This window comes from Kosakonia sp. LAM2021, assembly GCF_016620385.1.
GTDB lineage: Bacteria > Pseudomonadota > Gammaproteobacteria > Enterobacterales > Enterobacteriaceae > Kosakonia > Kosakonia sacchari.
In genome coordinates this window covers 68,063-89,379 of the sequence record NZ_JAENHT010000008.1, presented here as the reverse complement: position 1 = coordinate 89,379, position 21,317 = coordinate 68,063, and the positions used below count along the sequence as shown (strand labels likewise).

15 protein-coding genes and 1 pseudogene are annotated in these 21,317 nt (G+C 54.5%); 11 read left to right on the top strand and 5 right to left on the bottom strand.

What is annotated here, in order from left to right:
• The first annotated feature begins 14 nt into the window (after nt 1-14).
• The 7 genes and pseudogenes from aceE to yacL all read left to right on the top strand — a co-directional run bounded on the left by aceE (nt 15) and on the right by yacL (nt 11,598).
• A complete protein-coding gene (gene aceE, locus JKP81_RS16955) occupies nt 15-2,678 on the top strand; it encodes a pyruvate dehydrogenase (acetyl-transferring), homodimeric type (protein WP_200552642.1) in 2,664 nt (887 codons plus the stop codon).
• 14 nt (nt 2,679-2,692) lie between these two features.
• Nucleotides 2,693-4,597, top strand: coding sequence for a pyruvate dehydrogenase complex dihydrolipoyllysine-residue acetyltransferase (gene aceF, locus JKP81_RS16950; protein WP_200552641.1), 1,905 nt, complete (start codon nt 2,693-2,695; stop codon nt 4,595-4,597).
• Nucleotides 4,598-4,801: 204 nt separating this feature from the next.
• Nucleotides 4,802-6,226: a dihydrolipoyl dehydrogenase gene (gene lpdA / locus JKP81_RS16945; RefSeq protein ID WP_025263731.1), complete on the top strand. Its 1,425-nt coding sequence runs from the start codon at nt 4,802-4,804 to the stop codon at nt 6,224-6,226.
• Nucleotides 6,227-6,288: 62 nt separating this feature from the next.
• A pseudogene (gene traT / locus JKP81_RS16940) lies at nt 6,289-6,546 on the top strand (complement resistance protein TraT); the annotation flags it as partial.
• A gap of 187 nt (nt 6,547-6,733) precedes the next feature.
• The gene (locus JKP81_RS16935; protein ID WP_200552640.1) at nt 6,734-8,167 is read left to right on the top strand and encodes a hypothetical protein; all 1,434 of its coding nucleotides are present in this window, start codon (nt 6,734-6,736) and stop codon (nt 8,165-8,167) included.
• Between the two features lie 272 nt (nt 8,168-8,439).
• On the top strand, nt 8,440-11,037 hold the full coding sequence (gene acnB / locus JKP81_RS16930; protein ID WP_200552639.1) for a bifunctional aconitate hydratase 2/2-methylisocitrate dehydratase: 2,598 nt from the start codon (nt 8,440-8,442) through the stop codon (nt 11,035-11,037).
• Nucleotides 11,038-11,235: 198 nt separating this feature from the next.
• Nucleotides 11,236-11,598 (top strand): protein YacL, encoded by a 363-nt coding sequence (yacL, locus tag JKP81_RS16925; RefSeq protein WP_200552638.1) that lies wholly within the window; start codon nt 11,236-11,238, stop codon nt 11,596-11,598.
• Nucleotides 11,599-11,627: 29 nt separating this feature from the next.
• Here yacL and speD read toward each other — a convergent pair whose 3' ends face one another.
• The 3 genes from speD to JKP81_RS16910 all read right to left on the bottom strand — a co-directional run bounded on the left by speD (nt 11,628) and on the right by JKP81_RS16910 (nt 13,737).
• Nucleotides 11,628-12,422: an adenosylmethionine decarboxylase gene (gene speD, locus JKP81_RS16920; RefSeq protein ID WP_131408025.1), complete on the bottom strand. Its 795-nt coding sequence runs from the start codon at nt 12,420-12,422 to the stop codon at nt 11,628-11,630.
• 20 nt (nt 12,423-12,442) lie between these two features.
• On the bottom strand, nt 12,443-13,303 hold the full coding sequence (speE, locus tag JKP81_RS16915) for a polyamine aminopropyltransferase (protein WP_200552637.1): 861 nt from the start codon (nt 13,301-13,303) through the stop codon (nt 12,443-12,445).
• Between the two features lie 86 nt (nt 13,304-13,389).
• Entirely contained in the window at nt 13,390-13,737 is a 348-nt protein-coding gene (locus JKP81_RS16910) for a YacC family pilotin-like protein (protein WP_020456577.1), read from the bottom strand.
• A 144-nt stretch (nt 13,738-13,881) separates the two neighbouring features.
• Here JKP81_RS16910 and cueO point away from each other — a divergent pair, with 144 nt between their 5' ends.
• Complete coding sequence (gene cueO / locus JKP81_RS16905) at nt 13,882-15,522, top strand: multicopper oxidase CueO (protein ID WP_200552636.1); 1,641 nt, start codon at nt 13,882-13,884, stop codon at nt 15,520-15,522.
• 120 nt (nt 15,523-15,642) lie between these two features.
• Here the strand turns inward: cueO and JKP81_RS16900 are convergent, their stop codons facing one another.
• The gene (locus tag JKP81_RS16900; RefSeq protein ID WP_200552635.1) at nt 15,643-18,033 is read right to left on the bottom strand and encodes a glucose/quinate/shikimate family membrane-bound PQQ-dependent dehydrogenase; all 2,391 of its coding nucleotides are present in this window, start codon (nt 18,031-18,033) and stop codon (nt 15,643-15,645) included.
• 202 nt (nt 18,034-18,235) lie between these two features.
• On the opposite strand from JKP81_RS16900, the gene hpt reads away from it, so the two are divergent.
• Complete coding sequence (gene hpt / locus JKP81_RS16895; RefSeq protein ID WP_200552634.1) at nt 18,236-18,772, top strand: hypoxanthine phosphoribosyltransferase; 537 nt, start codon at nt 18,236-18,238, stop codon at nt 18,770-18,772.
• Between the two features lie 29 nt (nt 18,773-18,801).
• Here the strand turns inward: hpt and can are convergent, their stop codons facing one another.
• Nucleotides 18,802-19,464 (bottom strand): carbonate dehydratase, encoded by a 663-nt coding sequence (can, locus tag JKP81_RS16890; RefSeq protein WP_200552633.1) that lies wholly within the window; start codon nt 19,462-19,464, stop codon nt 18,802-18,804.
• A gap of 107 nt (nt 19,465-19,571) precedes the next feature.
• On the opposite strand from can, the gene JKP81_RS16885 reads away from it, so the two are divergent.
• Both JKP81_RS16885 and JKP81_RS16880 read left to right on the top strand, forming a co-directional pair.
• Nucleotides 19,572-20,498, top strand: coding sequence for an ABC transporter ATP-binding protein (locus JKP81_RS16885; RefSeq protein ID WP_200552632.1), 927 nt, complete (start codon nt 19,572-19,574; stop codon nt 20,496-20,498).
• The gene (locus tag JKP81_RS16880; protein ID WP_131408013.1) at nt 20,495-21,265 is read left to right on the top strand and encodes an ABC transporter permease; all 771 of its coding nucleotides are present in this window, start codon (nt 20,495-20,497) and stop codon (nt 21,263-21,265) included. Before JKP81_RS16885 ends, JKP81_RS16880 begins: the two co-directional genes overlap by 4 nt.
• Nucleotides 21,266-21,317 lie beyond the last annotated feature (52 nt).

Here is a 21,317-nt window from a genome sequence, read left to right as displayed (position 1 = left end):
AAGGAATACCCCCCATGTCAGAACGTTTCCAAAATGACGTGGATCCGATCGAAACTCGCGACTGGCAACAGGCGATCGAATCGGTCATCCGTGAAGAAGGTGTTGAGCGTGCTCAGTATCTGATTGACCAGCTCCTTTCTGAAGCCCGCAAAGGCGGTGTGAAAGTGGCAGCTGGCACAGGGGCGAGCAACTATGTAAACACTATTGCCGTTGAAGATGAACCGGAATATCCGGGCAATCTGGAACTGGAACGCCGCATTCGTTCAGCTATCCGCTGGAACGCCATCATGACGGTTCTGCGCGCGTCCAAAAAAGACCTTGAGCTGGGCGGCCACATGGCGTCCTTCCAGTCTTCCGCGACCGTTTATGAAGTTTGCTTCAACCACTTCTTCCGCGCGCGTAACGAGAAAGACGGCGGCGATCTGGTCTATTTCCAGGGCCACATCTCTCCGGGCATCTACGCACGTGCATTCCTGGAAGGTCGTCTGACTGAAGAGCAGATGAACAACTTCCGTCAGGAAGTTCACGGTAAAGGCCTCTCCTCTTACCCGCACCCGAAACTGATGCCGGAATTCTGGCAGTTCCCGACCGTATCCATGGGCCTGGGCCCGATTGGTGCGATCTATCAGGCGAAATTCCTGAAATATCTGGAACACCGTGGTCTGAAAGATACCTCTGAACAAACCGTTTACGCATTCCTGGGCGACGGTGAGATGGATGAGCCGGAATCCAAAGGCGCTATCACCATCGCCACCCGTGAAAAACTGGACAACCTGTGCTTCATCATCAACTGTAACCTGCAGCGTCTGGATGGCCCGGTAACCGGTAACGGCAAAATCATCAACGAACTGGAAGGCATCTTCGCAGGTGCTGGCTGGAACGTTATCAAGGTGATGTGGGGCGGTCGTTGGGATGAACTGCTGCGTAAAGATACCAGCGGTAAACTGATCCAACTGATGAACGAAACCGTCGACGGCGACTACCAGACCTTCAAATCCAAAGATGGCGCGTACGTTCGTGAGCACTTCTTCGGTAAATACCCGGAAACCGCAGCGCTGGTTGCAGACTGGACTGATGAGCAGATCTGGGCACTGAACCGTGGCGGCCACGATCCGAAGAAAGTTTACGCGGCACTGAAAAAAGCGCGTGAAACCAAAGGCAAAGCGACTGTTATCCTGGCCCACACCATCAAAGGTTACGGCATGGGCGATACCGCGGAAGGTAAAAACATCGCTCACCAGGTTAAGAAAATGAACATGGACGGCGTGCGTTATATCCGCGATCGTTTCAATGTTCCGGTTACCGATGAGCAGGTTGAAAACCTCTCTTACATCACCTTCCCGGAAGGTTCTGAAGAGCACAAATACCTGCACGAACGTCGCCAGGCGCTGAAAGGCTACCTGCCGTCTCGTCAGCCGAACTTCACCGAAAAACTGGATCTGCCTGCGCTGGAAGACTTCTCTCAGCTGCTGGAAGAGCAGAACAAAGAGATCTCCACCACTATCGCTTTCGTTCGTGCCCTGAACGTGATGCTGAAGAACAAGTCGATCAAAGATCGCCTGGTGCCGATTATCGCCGACGAAGCGCGTACTTTCGGTATGGAAGGTCTGTTCCGTCAGATTGGTATTTACAGCCCGAACGGCCAGCAGTACACCCCGCAGGACCGTGAGCAGGTTGCTTACTACAAAGAAGACGAGAAAGGTCAGATCCTGCAGGAAGGTATCAACGAACTGGGTGCTGGCGCATCCTGGCTGGCGGCTGCGACCTCTTACAGCACCAACAACCTGCCGATGATCCCGTTCTACATCTACTACTCCATGTTCGGGTTCCAGCGTATCGGCGACCTGTGCTGGCAGGCTGGCGACCAGCAGGCTCGCGGCTTCCTGGTAGGTGGTACTTCCGGTCGTACTACGCTGAACGGCGAAGGTCTGCAGCACGAAGATGGTCATAGCCACATTCAGTCGCTGACTATCCCGAACTGTATCTCTTACGACCCGTCTTACGCGTACGAAGTGGCAGTCATCATGCATGACGGTCTGACCCGTATGTACGGCGAGAAACAAGAGAACGTTTACTACTACATCACCACGCTGAACGAAAACTACCACATGCCGGCCATGCCGGAAGGTGCCGAGGAAGGTATCCGTAAAGGTATCTACAAACTCGAAACTGTTGCCGGTAGCAAAGGTAAAGTTCAGTTGTTGGGCTCTGGTTCTATCCTGCGTCACGTGCGTGAAGCAGCGCAGATTCTGGCGAACGACTACGGCGTGGGCTCTGACGTGTACAGCGTTACCTCCTTCACTGAACTGGCGCGTGATGGCCAGGATTGTGAGCGCTGGAACATGCTGCACCCGCTGGAAACGCCGCGCGTTCCGTACATCGCTCAGGTGATGAACGACGCACCGGCTGTGGCATCAACTGACTATATGAAACTGTTCGCCGAGCAGGTTCGTACTTACGTACCGGCTGATGATTACCGCGTACTGGGTACTGATGGCTTCGGTCGCTCCGACAGCCGTGAAAACCTGCGTCACCACTTCGAAGTTGATGCTTCTTACGTAGTGGTAGCAGCACTGGGCGAACTGGCTAAACGTGGCGAAATCGACAAGAAAGTGGTGGCGGAAGCAATCACCAAATTCAACATCGATGCAGAAAAAGTTAACCCGCGTCTGGCGTAAGAGGTAAAGAGATAATGGCTATCGAAATCAAAGTACCGGACATCGGGTCTGATGAAGTTGAAATCACCGAGATTCTGGTCAAAGTAGGCGACACCGTTTCCGCTGAACAGTCGCTGATCACCGTAGAAGGCGACAAAGCCTCTATGGAAGTTCCGTCTCCGCAGGCTGGCGTTGTTAAAGAGATCAAAGTCTCTGTTGGCGACAAAACCGAGACGGGCAAACTGATCATGATTTTCGATTCCGCCGATGGTGCAGCAGCCGCTGCACCTGCTCCGGCAGAAGAGAAGAAAGAGGCCGCTCCGGCCGCTGCTGCACCAGCAACCGCGGCAGCAAAAGAAGTGAACGTGCCTGACATCGGCGGTGACGAAGTTGAAGTCACCGAAATCCTGGTGAAAGTGGGCGACACCGTTGCGGCAGAACAATCTCTGATTACCGTAGAGGGCGACAAAGCCTCTATGGAAGTTCCGGCGCCGTTCGCAGGCACCGTGAAAGAGATCAAAATCAACACCGGCGATAAAGTTTCTACCGGCTCGCTGATCATGGTCTTTGAAGTGGCGGGTGCTGCACCTGCTGCGGCTCCGGCTCAGGCAGCCGCTCCGGCTGCGGCGAGCGCACCGGCAGCTGCGGCTGGCCCGAAAGAGGTCAACGTACCGGATATCGGCGGCGACGAAGTTGAAGTGACCGAAGTGCTGGTGAAAGTGGGCGACAAAGTCTCCGCTGAACAGTCGCTGATCACCGTAGAAGGCGACAAAGCCTCTATGGAAGTCCCGGCACCGTTCGCAGGTACTGTGAAAGAGCTGAAAGTGAATGTGGGCGACAAAGTCTCCACTGGCTCGCTGATCATGGTGTTTGAAGTGGAAGGCGCTGCGCCTACCGCCGCTCCGGCTGCCGCTGCTGCTCCGTCATCTGCTGCTGCCCCGGCTCAGGCTGCTAAACCTGCGGCGGCTCCTGCTGCGAAAGCAGAAGGTAAATCTGACTTCGCGGAAAACGATGCTTACGTTCACGCTACCCCGCTAATCCGCCGCCTGGCGCGCGAGTTCGGCGTTAACCTGGCGAAAGTGAAAGGCACCGGTCGTAAAGGCCGTATCCTGCGCGAAGACGTTCAGGCTTACGTGAAAGACGCGGTGAAACGTGCGGAATCTGCACCTGCTGCTGGCGCAACTGGCGGTTCTCTGCCGGGTCTGCTGCCGTGGCCGAAAGTGGACTTCAGCAAGTTCGGCGAAATCGAAGAAGTGGAACTGGGCCGTATCCAGAAAATCTCTGGTGCTAACCTGAGCCGTAACTGGGTGATGATCCCGCACGTTACGCACTTCGACAAAACCGATATCACCGATCTGGAAGCGTTCCGTAAACAGCAGAACGCCGAAGCTGAGAAGCGCAAACTGGATGTGAAATTCACCCCGGTTGTCTTCATCATGAAAGCCGTTGCTGCCGCGCTTGAGCAAATGCCTCGCTTCAACAGCTCGCTGTCTGAAGATGCACAGCGTCTGACGCTGAAGAAATACATCAACATCGGTGTTGCGGTGGATACTCCGAACGGTCTGGTTGTTCCGGTCTTTAAAGACGTGAACAAGAAGAGCATTACCGAGCTGTCTCGCGAACTGACCGTGATTTCCAAGAAAGCGCGTGACGGTAAGTTGACCGCTGGCGAAATGCAGGGCGGTTGTTTCACCATCTCCAGCATCGGTGGCCTGGGGACTACCCACTTCGCACCGATTGTTAACGCACCGGAAGTCGCTATCCTGGGCGTCTCCAAATCTGCAATGGAGCCGGTCTGGAACGGTAAAGAGTTCGTACCGCGTCTGATGATGCCGATTTCGCTCTCCTTCGACCACCGTGTGATTGACGGTGCTGATGGTGCGCGCTTTATCACCATCATCAACAACATGCTGTCTGACATTCGCCGTCTGGTGATGTAATCGAAGAAGCCGGCCTGACGGCCGGCTTTTTTCTGATAATCTCATAAGGCTGTTGAGGTTATCAGGGGCAAAAGGACAAATCGTTTGCCGTTTGTTGTTTCAAAATTGTTAACAATTTTGTAAACTGCGGGCGGATAGAACGTCCCGGTGGATGAAGGGCGACATGAAGTACCCCTGACCGCCGGAAATCAATAAGAGGTCATGATGAGTACTGAAATCAAAACTCAGGTCGTGGTACTTGGGGCAGGCCCGGCAGGTTACTCTGCTGCCTTCCGTTGCGCTGATTTAGGTCTGGAAACCGTCATCGTTGAACGTTACAACACTCTCGGCGGTGTTTGTCTGAATGTGGGTTGTATCCCTTCTAAAGCGCTGCTGCACGTTGCAAAAGTTATCGAAGAAGCCAAAGCGCTGGCTGAACACGGTATCGTCTTCGGCGAACCGAAAACCGATATCGACAAGATTCGTACCTGGAAAGAGAAAGTTATCACTCAGCTGACCGGCGGTCTGGCGGGTATGGCCAAAGGCCGTAAAGTGAAAGTGGTTAACGGTCTGGGTAAATTCACCGGGGCGAACACCCTGGAAGTGGAAGGCGAAAACGGCAAAACCGTAATCAACTTCGACAACGCTATCATCGCGGCGGGTTCCCGTCCGATCCAGCTGCCGTTCATTCCGCATGAAGATCCGCGCGTATGGGATTCTACCGACGCTCTGGAGCTGAAATCTGTACCAAAACGTCTGCTGGTTATGGGTGGCGGTATCATCGGTCTGGAAATGGGTACTGTGTACCATGCGCTGGGTTCAGAGATTGACGTGGTTGAAATGTTCGACCAGGTTATCCCGGCTGCTGACAAAGACATCGTGAAAGTCTTCACCAAACGCATCGGTAAGAAATTCAACCTGATGCTGGAAACCAAAGTGACCGCCGTTGAAGCGAAAGAAGACGGCATTTACGTTTCCATGGAAGGCAAAAAAGCCCCTGCTGAAGCGCAGCGTTATGACGCCGTGCTGGTGGCTATCGGTCGTGTGCCGAACGGTAAAAACCTCGACGCTGGCAAAGCAGGCGTGGAAGTGGACGACCGTGGCTTTATCCGTGTTGATAAACAGTTGCGCACCAACGTGCCGCACATCTTCGCTATCGGCGATATCGTCGGTCAGCCGATGCTGGCGCACAAAGGCGTGCATGAAGGCCACGTGGCCGCTGAAGTTATCGCCGGTAAAAAACACTACTTCGATCCGAAAGTTATCCCGTCTATCGCCTATACCGAGCCGGAAGTTGCATGGGTGGGTCTGACCGAGAAAGAAGCGAAAGAGAAAGGCATCAGCTACGAAACCGCCACCTTCCCGTGGGCTGCTTCTGGCCGTGCTATCGCTTCTGATTGCGCTGACGGTATGACCAAACTGATTTTCGACAAAGAGACGCACCGTGTTATCGGTGGCGCGATTGTCGGCACCAACGGCGGCGAGCTGCTGGGTGAAATCGGTCTGGCTATCGAAATGGGCTGCGATGCGGAAGATATCGCGCTGACCATTCACGCGCACCCGACGCTGCATGAATCCGTCGGTCTGGCGGCTGAAGTGTTCGAAGGTAGCATTACCGACCTGCCGAACCCGAAAGCGAAGAAAAAGTAAGTTTCGCCAGTTTACGATAAGGCAGCCTGCGGGCTGCTTTTTTTTGCCTCTTTTCCGTTGACTGGAGCCCGGCCCGCGTGCTGAAAGTCGACAAACTGGATCTGCGTGAAACCCAGAGATACCTGAAAAGTGGTTACGAAGGTGCGGCGCTGCGTCAGGGCACTTCCGGTATCAAGCTGCAAACCAGCACCGAAGAAGGCAACCGTGCGAAATACCAGACGCGTGTTGTGTCTAGCGCGAACAAAGTGAACCTGAAATTCGAAGAAGCCAAACCGGCTCTCGAAGCCCAACTGGCGAAATCAGTCGCTAACATCATGTAAGCCGTCTTTGCATTCCGCATGAGGAATGCATGGGTAGCCTAAAATAGGCGAGTCAGGTAACTGGCTCGCTTTTTTAATTGCGTTTCGTGATGAATTTAGAGATTTCATCCGCAAAGTATAAAGATTGTGCAAAAACTGCCGATGTTAGATTGCTACCACTATCGGTGAGAGAGGGAGTTTCATCGTCATGATCCGCGGACTTAGTTTTGCCTTACAGCTGCCTTCTGTGACGCGCGTTAGCGCGACAACCCAGGTTGGCGCTGCTGCTCGTGCCGCCAACAGCAATAATGCCGTCGCCAACAATAACACCTCGGCGAAAGTGATGTTCGGTAGCCAGACTTCAGAGATTTCGGCGGTTTATAGCCTGTCACCGAAAAAAATGAGTACCAATGTTGCACAGCAGTCCAACCCTATTATCGAAGGGCTGATGCAATCGGCCCTGGGCAGTGCTTCGGTTTCCTCAATGGCTGGCCTTGGCAGCGCGCTGCTTGACAACCTGAAAGAGAACCGTGGTGATTTCACCCAGGCACTGACTGGGGTGAGCGCTGAATTGGGTGCCAGTGCCGGTGCGAATAAATCTGCGGTGACGCTCAGCATTGCCACCAAATCCGGCTCGACCGTTCACCTGACGATGACCCAGCAGGACAATGGCATCGCGGTTGAGGTAAAAACGGAGGGCGACTCGCTAAATGATGATGATGCTGCGGCAGTGGCGAACCTCGGCAACGCATTAAGTAAAGCGCTCAGCGGGCTGGGGCAGCAACCGCCGAAACTGGATATCACCGGTTTAACCAACTTTGATAGCAATCGGTTGAAATCCGTCGATCTGAAAACCGATATCCGCAATGGCGATGATTCGCTGCAGTCGCTTAATTTCCATGCCGATGACAAAGCGCGCTCCGTTGCCTACCAGGATGGCGACTACTCGCTGAAGATGAGCAGCGATATGTCCAAACCTGCGCTCTCCGGGAGCTACGGCCAACAGCAGCTGGCGCTGAAAGCGTATGACGATAAATTCGATAAAGCGCGTATTGCCGGTAATGGCGATCGTGGTCAGATGGAAGCGATGAAATCCGTCTTCCGCGCGCTCAACATCACTCGCGATGCGGAAAGCGCTAAAGTCGCTCCAGGCCAAAATCTCACTCTTGATACGAGCGGCGTTTCGCAATTAAGCGGGCTGAATGATTTTTCGCTGTCGCTGGTGCAAACCGAGAAATCACCTAATCCGCTGCATGAAGAAGAGAAAGATCGCTTCGCTTACACCGCCTCGCAGTCTTCCGAAGAGCAGACCCGCGATGACGGCTCAAAAACCATAAAACAGACGACGCGCAGCCATCTGAGCGCCGCCTGGCATGAGGCTATTGACCCATCGATTCCGCTGGCGCTGAACAAAATGAAGTCTTCGCAAAACTACTTCTACCATCTGGTGGAAAACGATGAAGAGAACACCACCACGCTCAACTATAACGGTCGCGGGCAACTGGCAAGCGTCGGTCATAACGAGCAGGTGAACAACCGCTCAACGGTGCAAAAATACGTGCTGGATAAACTGGTTGATCAAACCGTCACCCCGGAAAAGTATTCCAACAGTAACGTGCGTTCGTTGTTAGGTTCGGTGTAACAGCTGCGTAACGAAACGGCCCTGCGGGGCCGTTTTTCATTCCAGTGGGCGAGGATTCTCTGTCGTTAAAACCTTCTCCCGCCTGCTTTATTCCGTCCTTAACGATTCAGCAAGTATTTAATGTTGCTTTTTTGTAAACAGATTAACACCCCCTGAAAATCCTGCTATGCTGCCCGACGCGGTTCGCGGATTTACCCTACAAACTGCTGTCTCACAGGAGCGTGAAGAGAAACGCCTGCCGCATTATGACAATGAGAGCGAGGAGAACCGTCGTGCTAGAAGAATACCGTAAGCACGTAGCTGAACGTGCCGCTGAGGGGATTGCGCCAAAACCATTAGATGCAACCCAAATGGCAGGGCTTGTCGAGCTGCTGAAGAATCCGCCTGCTGGCGAAGAAGAGTTTCTGATTGACCTGCTGGCTAACCGTGTCCCACCGGGCGTTGATGAAGCTGCCTATGTAAAAGCAGGTTTCCTTGCCGCTATCGCCAAAGGCGATGCCACCTCCCCACTGGTTACCCCTGAAAAAGCGATTGAACTGCTGGGCACCATGCAGGGCGGCTATAACATTCATCCGCTGATTGACGCGCTGGAAAGCGAAAAGCTTGCGCCGATCGCCGCCAAAGCCTTGTCCCACACGCTGCTGATGTTCGATAACTTCTACGACGTGGAAGAGAAAGCGAAAGCGGGCAACGCGTACGCCAAACAAGTGATGCAGTCCTGGGCTGATGCCGAATGGTTCCTGAGCCGCCCGGCGCTGGCCGAGAAAATCACTGTTACCGTTTTCAAAGTAACGGGTGAAACCAATACTGATGACCTTTCCCCGGCACCGGATGCCTGGTCGCGCCCGGATATCCCGCTGCATGCGCTGGCGATGCTGAAAAACGCCCGTGAAGGCATTGAGCCGGATCAGCCGGGTAGCGTTGGCCCGATCAAACAGATCGAGCAGCTGGCGAAAAAAGGTTTCCCGCTGGCCTATGTGGGCGACGTTGTGGGTACCGGTTCTTCGCGTAAATCCGCCACCAACTCGGTGCTGTGGTTTATGGGCGACGACATTCCGTTTGTGCCGAACAAACGTGGTGGCGGCCTGGTGCTGGGCGGCAAAATTGCGCCAATTTTCTTTAACACCATGGAAGATGCCGGCGCGCTGCCGATCGAAGTGGATGTTAACAGCCTGAACATGGGCGACGTGATTGACGTTTACCCGTTCAAAGGCGAAGTACGTAATCACGAAACCGGCGAACTGCTGGCGAGCTTTGAGCTGAAAACCGAAGTGCTGATTGACGAAGTGCGCGCCGGTGGCCGTATTCCGCTGATTATCGGCCGTGGCTTGACCACCAAAGCGCGTGAAGCGCTGGGCCTGCCGCACAGCGACGTTTTCCGTCAGGCGAAAGATGTGGCGGAAAGCAACCGCGGTTATTCGCTGGCGCAAAAAATGGTTGGCCGTGCCTGCGGTGTGGCGGGTGTCCGCCCTGGCGCTTACTGCGAACCAAAAATGACCTCTGTGGGTTCTCAGGACACCACCGGGCCGATGACGCGTGATGAGCTGAAAGACCTGGCGTGCCTGGGCTTCTCGTCCGATCTGGTGATGCAGTCCTTCTGCCACACGGCGGCGTATCCGAAGCCGGTTGACGTGACCACACACCACACGCTGCCGGACTTCATTATGAACCGTGGCGGTGTTTCGCTGCGTCCGGGCGACGGCGTTATCCACTCGTGGCTGAACCGCATGCTGCTGCCGGATACCGTCGGTACCGGTGGCGATTCGCATACCCGTTTCCCGATTGGTATCTCCTTCCCGGCGGGTTCTGGTCTGGTGGCGTTTGCCGCCGCGACCGGCGTGATGCCGCTGGATATGCCGGAATCGGTGCTGGTGCGCTTCAAAGGTAAAATGCAGCCGGGCATTACGCTGCGCGATCTGGTGCATGCGATCCCGCTGTACGCGATCAAACAGGGGCTGCTGACCGTTGAGAAGAAGGGTAAGAAAAACATCTTCTCCGGCCGCATTCTGGAGATCGAAGGTCTGCCGGATCTGAAAGTCGAGCAGGCGTTTGAGCTGACCGATGCCTCTGCTGAGCGTTCCGCTGCCGGTTGTACCATTAAGCTGAACAAAGAGCCGATTATCGAGTATCTGAACTCCAACATCGTGCTGCTGAAGTGGATGATTGCCGAAGGCTACGGCGACCGCCGTACGCTGGAGCGCCGTATCCAGGGCATGGAGAAATGGCTGGCCGATCCGCAACTGCTGGAAGCGGATGCAGACGCGGAATACGCAGCGGTGATCGATATCGATCTGGCGGAAATCAAAGAGCCGATCCTCTGTGCGCCGAACGATCCGGACGACGCGCGTCTGCTCTCTGACGTTCAGGGCGCGAGCATCGACGAAGTGTTCATCGGTTCCTGCATGACCAACATCGGTCACTTCCGCGCTGCCGGTAAACTGCTGGACAGCCATAAAGGCCAGTTGCCGACCCGCTTGTGGGTTGCGCCGCCGACCCGTATGGACGCCGCGCAGTTAACCGAAGAGGGCTACTACAGCGTGTTTGGTAAGAGCGGGGCGCGTATTGAAATTCCGGGTTGCTCCCTGTGTATGGGTAACCAGGCGCGTGTCGCAGACGGCGCGACGGTGGTGTCCACCTCGACCCGTAACTTCCCGAACCGTTTAGGTACCGGTGCGAACGTCTACCTGGCTTCTGCGGAGCTGGCGGCGGTTTCGGCGCTGATCGGTAAACTGCCAACGCCGGATGAGTATCTCAACTTTATGGCGCAGGTAGATAAAACCGCTGTCGATACTTACCGTTACCTCAACTTTGACCAGTTGAACCAGTACACCGAAAAAGCGGACGGCGTGATTTTCCAGACTGCCGTCTGATAACGAAGGCCACCCTGCGGGGTGGCTTTTTTTTTGCCCGCCTGTTGTTATTCCCGTCGCTAAAACGCCTGCCGCGCTTATTTTCTCCACACCTGAGCGGTTATTTTTCCTCGCTTCCGGCCGCTGCGCTTTTTTTCTTGTATTGTGCTGCGATAATTACAGCATAGGCGGCTATCTGGCCTGCATGAGGAAGCGAATATGGATTACGAATTTTTGCGTGATATCACCGGAGTGGTAAAGGTGCGCATGTCGATGGGCCACGAAGTGGTGGGGCACTGGTTCAATGAAGAAGTGAAAGAGAACCTGGCGCTGCTCGATGAAGTGGAGCAGGCGGCGAAAACGGTGAAAGGAAGTGAACGTTCCTGGCAACGTGCGGGTCATGAGTACACGCTGTGGCTGGATGGCGAAGAGGTGATGATTCGCGCGAACCAGCTGGAATTTTCCGGCGATGAAATAGAAGAGGGAATGAGCTACTACGACGAAGAGAGCCTGTCGCTGTGCGGCGTTGAGGATTTTCTTCAGGTGGTGGCGGCCTACCGGCAATTCCTCCAGCAGCGTTAATCAGGGCGCGTCCTTGCGCCCCTGCTGCGTTACACGGCCGGAATGTTGCGCCCGTAGTAGATCTCGCGCATCTCTTTCCACAGCGCTTCGGTGATCTCTTTACGCTCTTGCGGCGTTAAATCTTCCGGTTTGGTATGAAACATGTAGTGCTTAAGGTCGAACTCTTTAAGCAACATCTTGGTATGGAAGATATTTTCCTGATACACGTTGACGTCCACCATGTCATACAGCGATTTCATGTCATCCGACATAAAGTTCTGAATCGAATTAATCTCATGATCGATAAAGTGTTTCAGGCCGTTGACGTCGCGGGTAAAGCCGCGCACGCGGTAGTCGACGGTGACAATATCGGATTCGAGCTGGTGGATCAGGTAATTCAGCGCTTTCAGCGGTGAAATCACGCCGCAGGTTGAGACTTCAATATCCGCGCGGAAAGTGCACAAACCGCCTTCCGGGTGGCTTTCCGGGTAGGTGTGCACGCAGATATGGCTTTTATCCAGATGTGCGACGACCGCTTCTGGCAGCGGGCCAGGGTGCTCGGTTTTGTCGATAAGTTGCGGATCGACAGGCTCTTCGCTCACCAGAATGGTTACGCTCGCGCCTTGCGGCTCGTAATCCTGGCGGGCAATGTTCAAAATATTCGCGCCAATGATGTTACAGGTTTCCGTGAGGATCTCCGTCAAACGGTTGGCGTTGTAGAGTTCATCGATATAGGCAATATAGCCATCACGCTCTTCTGCGGTTTTGGCATAGCAAATGTCGTAGATACAAAAACTCAGGCTTTTGGTCAGGTTGTTAAAGCCATGTAGTTTAAGCTTTTTCAATTTTTATCACCCCCTTAGTGTTACTGTGCAGCCAGTGCATCATGTAAATATTGCGGCAGGGCAAAGGCTGCCGTATGAATCGCCGGGTTGTAGTAGCGGCAGGTGAGATTGGCGCTGCGGAAACGAGCGGCAATGATCTCGGTTGAGAGATGGCGCAGTGCTTCGTTATCCGTGGCCCAGGCGAACGTCATAATGCCGCCGTAATAGGTTGGCACCGCCGCCTGATAGAAGCCGACATCGCTGAAATAGTGACCGAGCTTGCGGTGGCTGTCGACCGCTTCATCTTGCTGTAAGAAGCTGACGCCGTTTTGCGCAACGAAGATCCCGCCAGGGGTCAGGCAGCGTTTGCAGCCTTCATAAAACGCAGAGGTGAACAAGCTCTCGCCAGGCCCGATAGGATCGGTACAGTCCGAGATAATCACGTCAAACGTTTGGTCAGTGTGAGTAACAAAATTTACGCCGTCGTCGATCACCAGCGTAAAACGCGGATCGTCATAGGCGCCTGCATTGTGCTTTGGCAGATACTGGCGGCAGAAAGAGACGACGCCAGCGTCGATTTCTACCATGGTGATGGTTTCAATATTTTTATGGCGGGTGACTTCGCGCAGCATCGCGCCGTCGCCGCCGCCGATGATCAGCACGTGTTTCGCGTGGCCGTGCGCCAGCAGCGGAACATGGGTCATCATTTCGTGATAGATAAACTCGTCGCGTTCGGTGGTTTGCACCACGCCATCCAGTGCCATAACGCGGCCAAAAGCGGCGTTCTCGAAAATAATCAGATCCTGATGATCGGTCTTTTCGTGATACAGCACCTTATCAACGGCAAAGTATTGACCAAAATGGTCGTGCAGCGTCTCTTGCCATACGTTGTTATCGGCCATCGGTAGCTCCTTTGTTAACACCCGCGAAAAACGGGCGCAACATCATAGCTAACTCTGATTAGCGATGCACGGTCAAAAGTTCACCGTTATTTGACGTAGGCGAGGAGGCTCAGGGAGTCGCGGGCGAGGGCTTTACATTTTTTCGCAGTCGGAATGCCAATACCGCTGAGATCGCGGTAACTCTCTTCGCCAAGCGATTTCATGTCCCACGTGTCATAGTTGCTGAGATCCCACTGGTTTTGCTGGGCGAAAAAAACCAGTGCGCGGCGGATCTGCCCATTCGGTAAGTTGTTATAACCGCAGTCGTTTTTCAAAAATACAAACACTGCCGTGAGATCGGCCATGTCTTCAGCTTCGGATTCACTCAGGGCGTAACTGTTGGCGGAGACAGCCAGCAAGCTGCCCAGGACAATTGTTCTGAAAAACGTCTTCATTATTTCTACCACGGCGTAACGGAATTTAAACGTTAGCACAGTCCGGATATGGCGACGATATTTATTATTGCCTCTTTTCTTGACCTTCCGGCAGGGGGAGGGTTTAAGCTCAAAAGATGACCTGCAATCGATAAGGAAATGCCCATGCAACGCCGAGATTTCTTGAAATATTCCGCTGCGCTGGGGGCGATGAGCGCGCTGCCGTTATGGAGCCGTTCGCTGTTCGCCGCTGAGCGCCCCGCATTGCCTGTACCACCGTTACTTGCCGCCGACGCGCAAAACCGCATCGCGTTAACGGTGCAGGCGGGCGAAACCCTGTTTGGCAATAAACGCGCCGCTACCTGGGGATACAACGGTGCGCTGTTAGGCCCGGCGCTTCAGCTCCGTCAGGGGCGTGAGGTGACCGTTGAGATCCGTAATACGCTGGCCGAAGAGACCACCGTGCACTGGCACGGCGTTGAGGTGCCGGGCGAGGTTGATGGCGGGCCGCAAGGCATCATCAAACCTGGCGGTAGCCGAACGGTGACGTTTACCCCGACACAGCAGGCGGCGACTTGCTGGTTCCACCCGCATCAACACGGCAAAACTGGTCGACAAGTGGCGATGGGGCTGGCAGGGCTGGTGCTGATTGAGGATGAGAACAGCCGTAAATTGCGTCTGCCGCAACAGTGGGGCATTGATGACGTGCCGGTCATCGTGCAGGACAAAAAATTCACCGCCAACGGGCAGATTGACTACCAACTGGATGTGATGAGCGCGGCCATTGGCTGGTTTGGCGATACTCTGCTCACCAACGGTGCCCTTTATCCGCAGCATTCCGCCCCGCGCGGCTGGCTGCGCTTGCGTTTATTGAACGGCTGCAATGCCCGCTCGCTGAAGTTTGCCACCAGCGATCAACGCCCGTTGTATGTGGTAGCCAGCGACGGCGGTTTGCTCAGTGAACCGGTGAAAGTGAGCGAATTACCGGTGCTGATGGGCGAGCGCTTTGAAGTATTGGTTGATACCAGCAATGGTAAGCCGTTTGATCTGCTGACCTTACCGGTTCAGCAGATGGGGATGACCGTTGCGCCGTTTGACCAGCCGCAACCAGTGCTGCGCATCCAGCCATTACAGGTGACCGCTTCCGGCACGTTACCGGATACGCTGGCGACACTGCCGGGCTTACCCGCGCTTGAAGGATTAACACAGCGCACCTTGCAACTGTCGATGGATCCGATGCTCGACATGATGGGCATGCAGGCGCTACAGCAGAAGTATGGTGATAGCGCGATGGCCGGAATGATGGACCACGGGCAGATGGGTCACGGGCAGATGGGGCACGGGCAGATGGACCACGGGCAGATGGGCAATATGCAAATGGGTCATGGTCAGATGGACCATAGCCAGATGGGTAACATGCAAATGGATAGCGGCCAGATGAACCACGGCGGCAAAGGCTTTGATTTCCACAACGCCAACCGCATCAACGGCAAAGCGTTTGATATGGCGACGCCGCAATTTGCCGCGCAGAAAGGGCAATATGAGCGCTGGGTGATCTCCGGCGAGGGGGACATGATGTTGCACCCGTTCCATATTCACGGCACGCAGTTCCGCATTCTGTCGGAAAATGGCAAACCGCCAGCGGCACATCGCGCAGGCTGGAAAGATACGGTTGAAGTGTATGGCGCACGCAGCGAAGTGTTAGTGCGTTTCCAGCATGACGCGCCGAAAGAATTTGCCTATATGGCGCACTGCCACCTGCTGGAACATGAAGATACCGGGATGATGTTAGGATTTACGGTTTAACTTTCCGCTTCATGCCGGCGGCTGCCGGTTGCAGAAAAGAAAATCCCCTCATGCCAGACGGCAGAGGGGATTTTTTATAGCCTGTAATATTTACCTTTCCCGTTCAGGGATAGGAGGGAATTACTTTGCGTCATCCGGCAACGCGTAAGCGACAATGTAGTCGCCCATCTTGGTGCCGAACGAACCGTGACCGCCTGCGGAAATGACCACGTACTGCTTGCCATTCACTTCATAGGTCATCGGTGTTGCCTGACCACCGGCCGGCAAACGGCCCTGCCACAGTTTTTCACCGTTGCTCATGTTATAAGCGCGCAGGTAGTTATCTGCGGTCGCAGCGATAAACAGCACATTACCGGCGGTGGAAATTGGGCCGCCGAGCATCGGCATCCCCATATTGAACGGCACCGGAACCGGCATCGGGAACGGCATGCTGTCTTGCGGTGTACCAATACGTTTTTTCCATACCACCTGGTTGGTTTTCAGATCCAGTGCGGAAATGTAACCCCAGGCCGGTTGTTTACAAGGCAGACCGAACGGCGAGAGGAACGGGTTCAGCGTCACGCCAAACGGCACGCCATACTGCGGCTGAATACCGGATTCCGAACCGGTGCCTTTCGCGTCTTTCGGCGGCTCCATCGGGTTGCCTGGGCCGCGCGGGATCAGTTTTGACACAAACGGCAGCGCCATTGGGTTGGCAATCGCCACCTGACGGTTTGGATCAACGGAGATACCGCCCCATTCGAACATCCCCAGGTTACCCGGGAATACCAGCGTGCCCTGCTCAGATGGCGGCGTGAAGATACCTTCATAGCGCATCTGGTGGAACATTACGCGGCACACCAGTTGGTCGAACATGGTGGCGCCCCACATATCCGCGCCGCTCAGGTTTTTCTTCGGACGGAAACTCAGGTCGGAGAAGGGCTGCGTTTTGGCTACGTAATCGCCTTTTGCCGCGCCTTGCGGAACCGGTTTTTCCGGTGCCGGAACCACCAGCTTACCGTTGGTACGATCGAGAACGAAAATGTTGCCGGTTTTCGCCGGCGCGTAGATCACCGGCACGGTCTTGCCGTTCATGGTAATGTCCGCCAGCGTCGGCTGGGACGGCATATCCATATCCCACAGATCGTGGTGTACGGTCTGGTAGCTCCAGGCGAGCTTACCGGTGGTTGCATTCAGCGCAACGATCGAGCTGGCATAGCGCTCCTGTTCCGGCGTGCGGTTGCCGCCCCAGATATCCGGAGTGGTGACGCCCATCGGCAGATAGACTAAATCCAGTTTCGCGTCATAGGCCGCAGGTGCCCATGAGTTCGGCGAGTTAAAGGTGAAAGTGTGTTCATCCGACGGGATCGCGTTAGGATCCTTCGCACCCGGATCGAAGGCCCACAGCAATTTCCCGGTGTTCACATCGAAACCACGGATAACGCCAGAGGTTTCACGGGTTGAGAAGTTATCCGTTACCGAACCGGCAATCACGATGGTTTTATCGGTGATGATCGGCGGAGACGTTGGCTCATACAGACCCGGCGTGGTGTCCGGCATATTGGTCTGCAGATTCAGGATCCCTTTGTTGGCAAAGGTTTCGCACAGCTTGCCGTTATCCGCATTCAGTGCAAACAGACGGCCATCGTTCACCGGCAAAATAATGCGGCGCGGGCAGTCTGCGACTACATCCGGGCTGGCGTTATCGGCACGGGCTTCATGATACGAAACGCCGCGGCAGGTCACGTGCTGGAACGAAGGATTGGTGTTCAGCTGCGGATCGAAGTGCCACTTCTCTTTGCCGGTGGCGGCATCAATCGCAAACAAACGCTGGTGCGCGGTACACAGGAACAGCGTGTCGCCCACCTTAATTGGCGTCACTTCGTTGGTGATTTCACCGGGATCGTTTGGCATTTTCAGGTCGCCGGTGCGGAACACCCAGGCTTCCTTCAGGTTTTTTACGTTATCGGCATTGATCTGTTTCAGCGGCGAGTAACGCTGGCCTTCCTGGTTACGGCCATAGGCTGGCCAGTCACTATCGGCTACCTGTGAAATCGGCGCTGCCGGTGTGGCATCGGCGCTCAGGGTGCCGTGAACTTCTTGCGGATCGTTGAAACCCGCCCAGGTAAGAATGCCGCCGCTAATTAACAGCGCCACCACCAGCGCGGCTACCGCACCGCTGGATGGCACAATCAACCGCCGCCAGACAAACGGGAGAATCAGCCAGATACCGAAGAAGACGAGAATGTCGCTACGCGGCGTCAGCGCCCAGAAGTCGAAACCGACTTCCCACACGCCCCAAATCATGGTTGCCAGCAGCAGGGCGGCATACAGCCACAGCGCGGCGCGCTTCCCTTTCCACAATAGCCATGTCACGCCGAGCATGACCAGACCGGCGATGGGGTAGTACCAGGAACCGCCAATGCTAACGAGCCAGACCCCACCAATTAAAAGATACAGCCCGCAGAAGGCTGCAAAGAGCGTCGTCAGCGTGACAAGCAGCCGCGACTGTTGAGTTTTTGTTTCCGCCATAAAACACATCCGTTGATTTGTTAATATTTTGATAGCAAGTAATTATAGGAGTTAACAAGTGTGACCGTCATCACAAAATGAGCTTTGTAGCGGAATAACACGTAACAATCTTTTTGCTGGTATACTGCGCACCTTGCGTTTCAATCACTGGTTTAAGCGCCGGTATTGAGTGATTTACTCTTTAAATCATATGGTTAGTAAAATGAAACACACTGTTGAAGTGATGATCCCGGAAGCGGAGATCAAAGCGCGTATCGCTGAGCTGGGTCGTCAAATCACTGAGCGTTATAAAGATAGCGGCAGCGAAATGGTGCTGGTTGGGTTACTGCGCGGCTCGTTTATGTTTATGGCTGACCTGTGCCGTGAAGTGCAGGTGTCGCATGAAGTCGACTTTATGACCGCCTCCAGCTACGGCAGCAGCATGTCCACCACTCGCGATGTGAAAATCTTAAAAGATCTCGACGAAGATATTCGTGGCAAAGACGTGCTGATCGTTGAAGACATTATCGATTCGGGTAACACGCTGTCGAAAGTGCGCGAGATCCTGCGCCTGCGCGAGCCAAAATCGCTGGCGATTTGTACCCTGCTGGATAAACCGTCGCGTCGTGAAGTGGATGTGCCGGTCGAATTCGTCGGTTTTGCTATCCCGGACGAGTTTGTGGTGGGTTACGGAATTGATTACGCACAGCGTTATCGTCATCTGCCGTATGTCGGCAAAGTGGTGATGCTGGACGAGTAAAAAAACGGGGCCAATAATGGCCCCGATTGTTATTTGTGGTTGCTGTGCTTCTGACTCAGGTTTGACACGCCCTGGCGATAGCGCTGTTCCAGCGTTTCGCGGTTAGTGGCGGTGACGTCCAGATTGCGCAACAGACCATCGTGAATACCGTAGGCCCAGCCGTGAATCGTCACTTTCTGGCCACGTTTCCACGCGGATTGCATGATGGTTGAATGGCCCAGGTTGTAGACCTGTTCCATCACGTTCAGCTCGCACAGCGTGTCGAGACGACGCTCCGGCGGCATTTCGCCCAGCAGCGAGCTATGTTTAAACCAGATATCGCGAATGTGCAGCAGCCAGTTGTTGATTAGACCCAGTTCCGGGTTTTCAACCGCCGCTTGTACGCCGCCGCAACCGTAGTGACCGCAGATGATAATGTGCTCAACTTCCAGCACATCCACCGCGTACTGCACCACGGAAAGGCAGTTCAGATCGGTATGGATAACCAGGTTTGCAACATTACGGTGTACAAAAAGTTCACCCGGTTCGAGCCCGGTAAGACGTTCTGCGGGTACGCGTGAGTCGGAGCATCCAATCCAGAGAAAGCGCGGCTTCTGTGCTTGCGCCAGTGTTTCGAAAAATCCAGGATCTTCTTCCACCAGCATTTTTGACCATAGTGCATTGTTGCTGATGAGTGTATCTATGTCTTTCATGGAGGTTAACGACCTGTAACCAGATAAGTGCGTTGCGCTAATATAGGTGAACTCTCCGTCTTTTTAAACCACACATCGAGTGTAAGAAAACAGGTAAGTGATAATTCATGACCATTGCACTGGAGCTTGAGCAGCTTAAAAAAACCTATCCGGGCGGCGTTCAGGCGCTGCGCGGCATTGATTTACAAGTAGAAGCAGGCGATTTCTACGCGCTTCTCGGACCAAATGGTGCCGGCAAATCCACCACCATTGGCATTATCAGTTCGCTGGTAAATAAATCTTCCGGGCGCGTTAGCGTCTTTGGTTACGACCTCGAAAAAGACGTGGTGAACGCGAAACGCCAACTGGGGCTGGTGCCGCAGGAGTTCAACTTTAACCCGTTTGAAACCGTGCAGCAGATCGTCGTTAACCAGGCGGGTTACTACGGTGTCGACCGTAAAGATGCGCTCGTGCGTAGCGAAAAGTACCTCGATCAGCTCGATTTGTGGGAAAAACGCAACGAACGTGCGCGGATGCTTTCCGGCGGCATGAAGCGTCGTCTGATGATTGCCCGCGCGCTGATGCACGAGCCAAAACTGCTGATCCTCGACGAGCCAACCGCGGGTGTCGATATCGAACTGCGCCGCTCAATGTGGGGCTTTTTGAAAGATCTCAACGATAAAGGCACCACCATCATTCTGACGACGCACTATCTGGAAGAAGCGGAGATGCTGTGTCGCAACATCGGCATCATTCAGCGTGGCGATCTGATTGAAAACACCTCAATGAAAACGCTGCTGTCGAAGCTGAAATCCGAGACATTTATTCTCGATTTAGCGCCGAAAAGTCCGCTGCCGAAGCTGGAAGGGTATCAATACCGGCTAGTGGATACGTCCACGCTTGAGGTGGAAGTGCTGCGCGAGCAGGGCGTGAACAGCGTGTTCAGCCAGCTTAGCGCGCAGGGCGTGCAGGTATTGAGTATGCGTAACAAAGCCAACCGTCTCGAAGAGCTGTTCGTCACGCTGGTTCATGACAGAAAAGGAGAAAGCGCATGATGCAGCTGTTCTGGGTGGCGCTGAAGAGCATTTGGTACAAAGAGATCCAGCGTTTTATGCGCATTTGGGTGCAAACACTGGTGCCGCCGGTGATCACCATGACGCTCTATTTTATTATTTTCGGCAACCTGATCGGTTCGCGTATCGGTGAAATGCACGGCTTTACCTACATGCAGTTTATCGTGCCGGGTCTAATCATGATGGCGGTGATCACCAACGCGTATGCCAATGTGGCATCGTCATTCTTTAGCGCCAAGTTCCAGCGCAATATCGAGGAACTGCTGGTGGCACCGGTGCCAACGCATGTCATTATCGCCGGGTATGTTGGCGGCGGCGTGGCGCGCGGGCTGTGTGTGGGCATCCTGGTAACGGCGGTTTCGCTGTTTTTCGTGCCATTTCAGGTGCATTCGTGGTTGTTTGTTGGTCTGACTTTGCTGCTGACGGCGGTGCTGTTTTCACTGGCCGGGCTGTTGAATGCGGTATTTGCCAAAACCTTTGATGACATCAGCCTGATCCCGACCTTTGTGCTGACGCCGCTGACGTATCTGGGCGGGGTGTTCTATTCCCTGACGCTGTTGCCGCCATTCTGGCAGGCGCTGTCGCACCTTAACCCGATTGTGTACATGATTAGCGGCTTCCGTTTTGGTTTCCTCGGCATTTCCGATGTGCCGCTGTTTACCACCGTGGGGGTTTTAGTGGTGTTTATCATCGCCTTTTACCTGCTGTGCTGGTATCTGATCAACCGCGGACGCGGGCTGCGTAGCTAAGCCAGACCGCAACGGCTCTCTTCTCTGGAAGAGAGCCAATCCTCAGGATTAG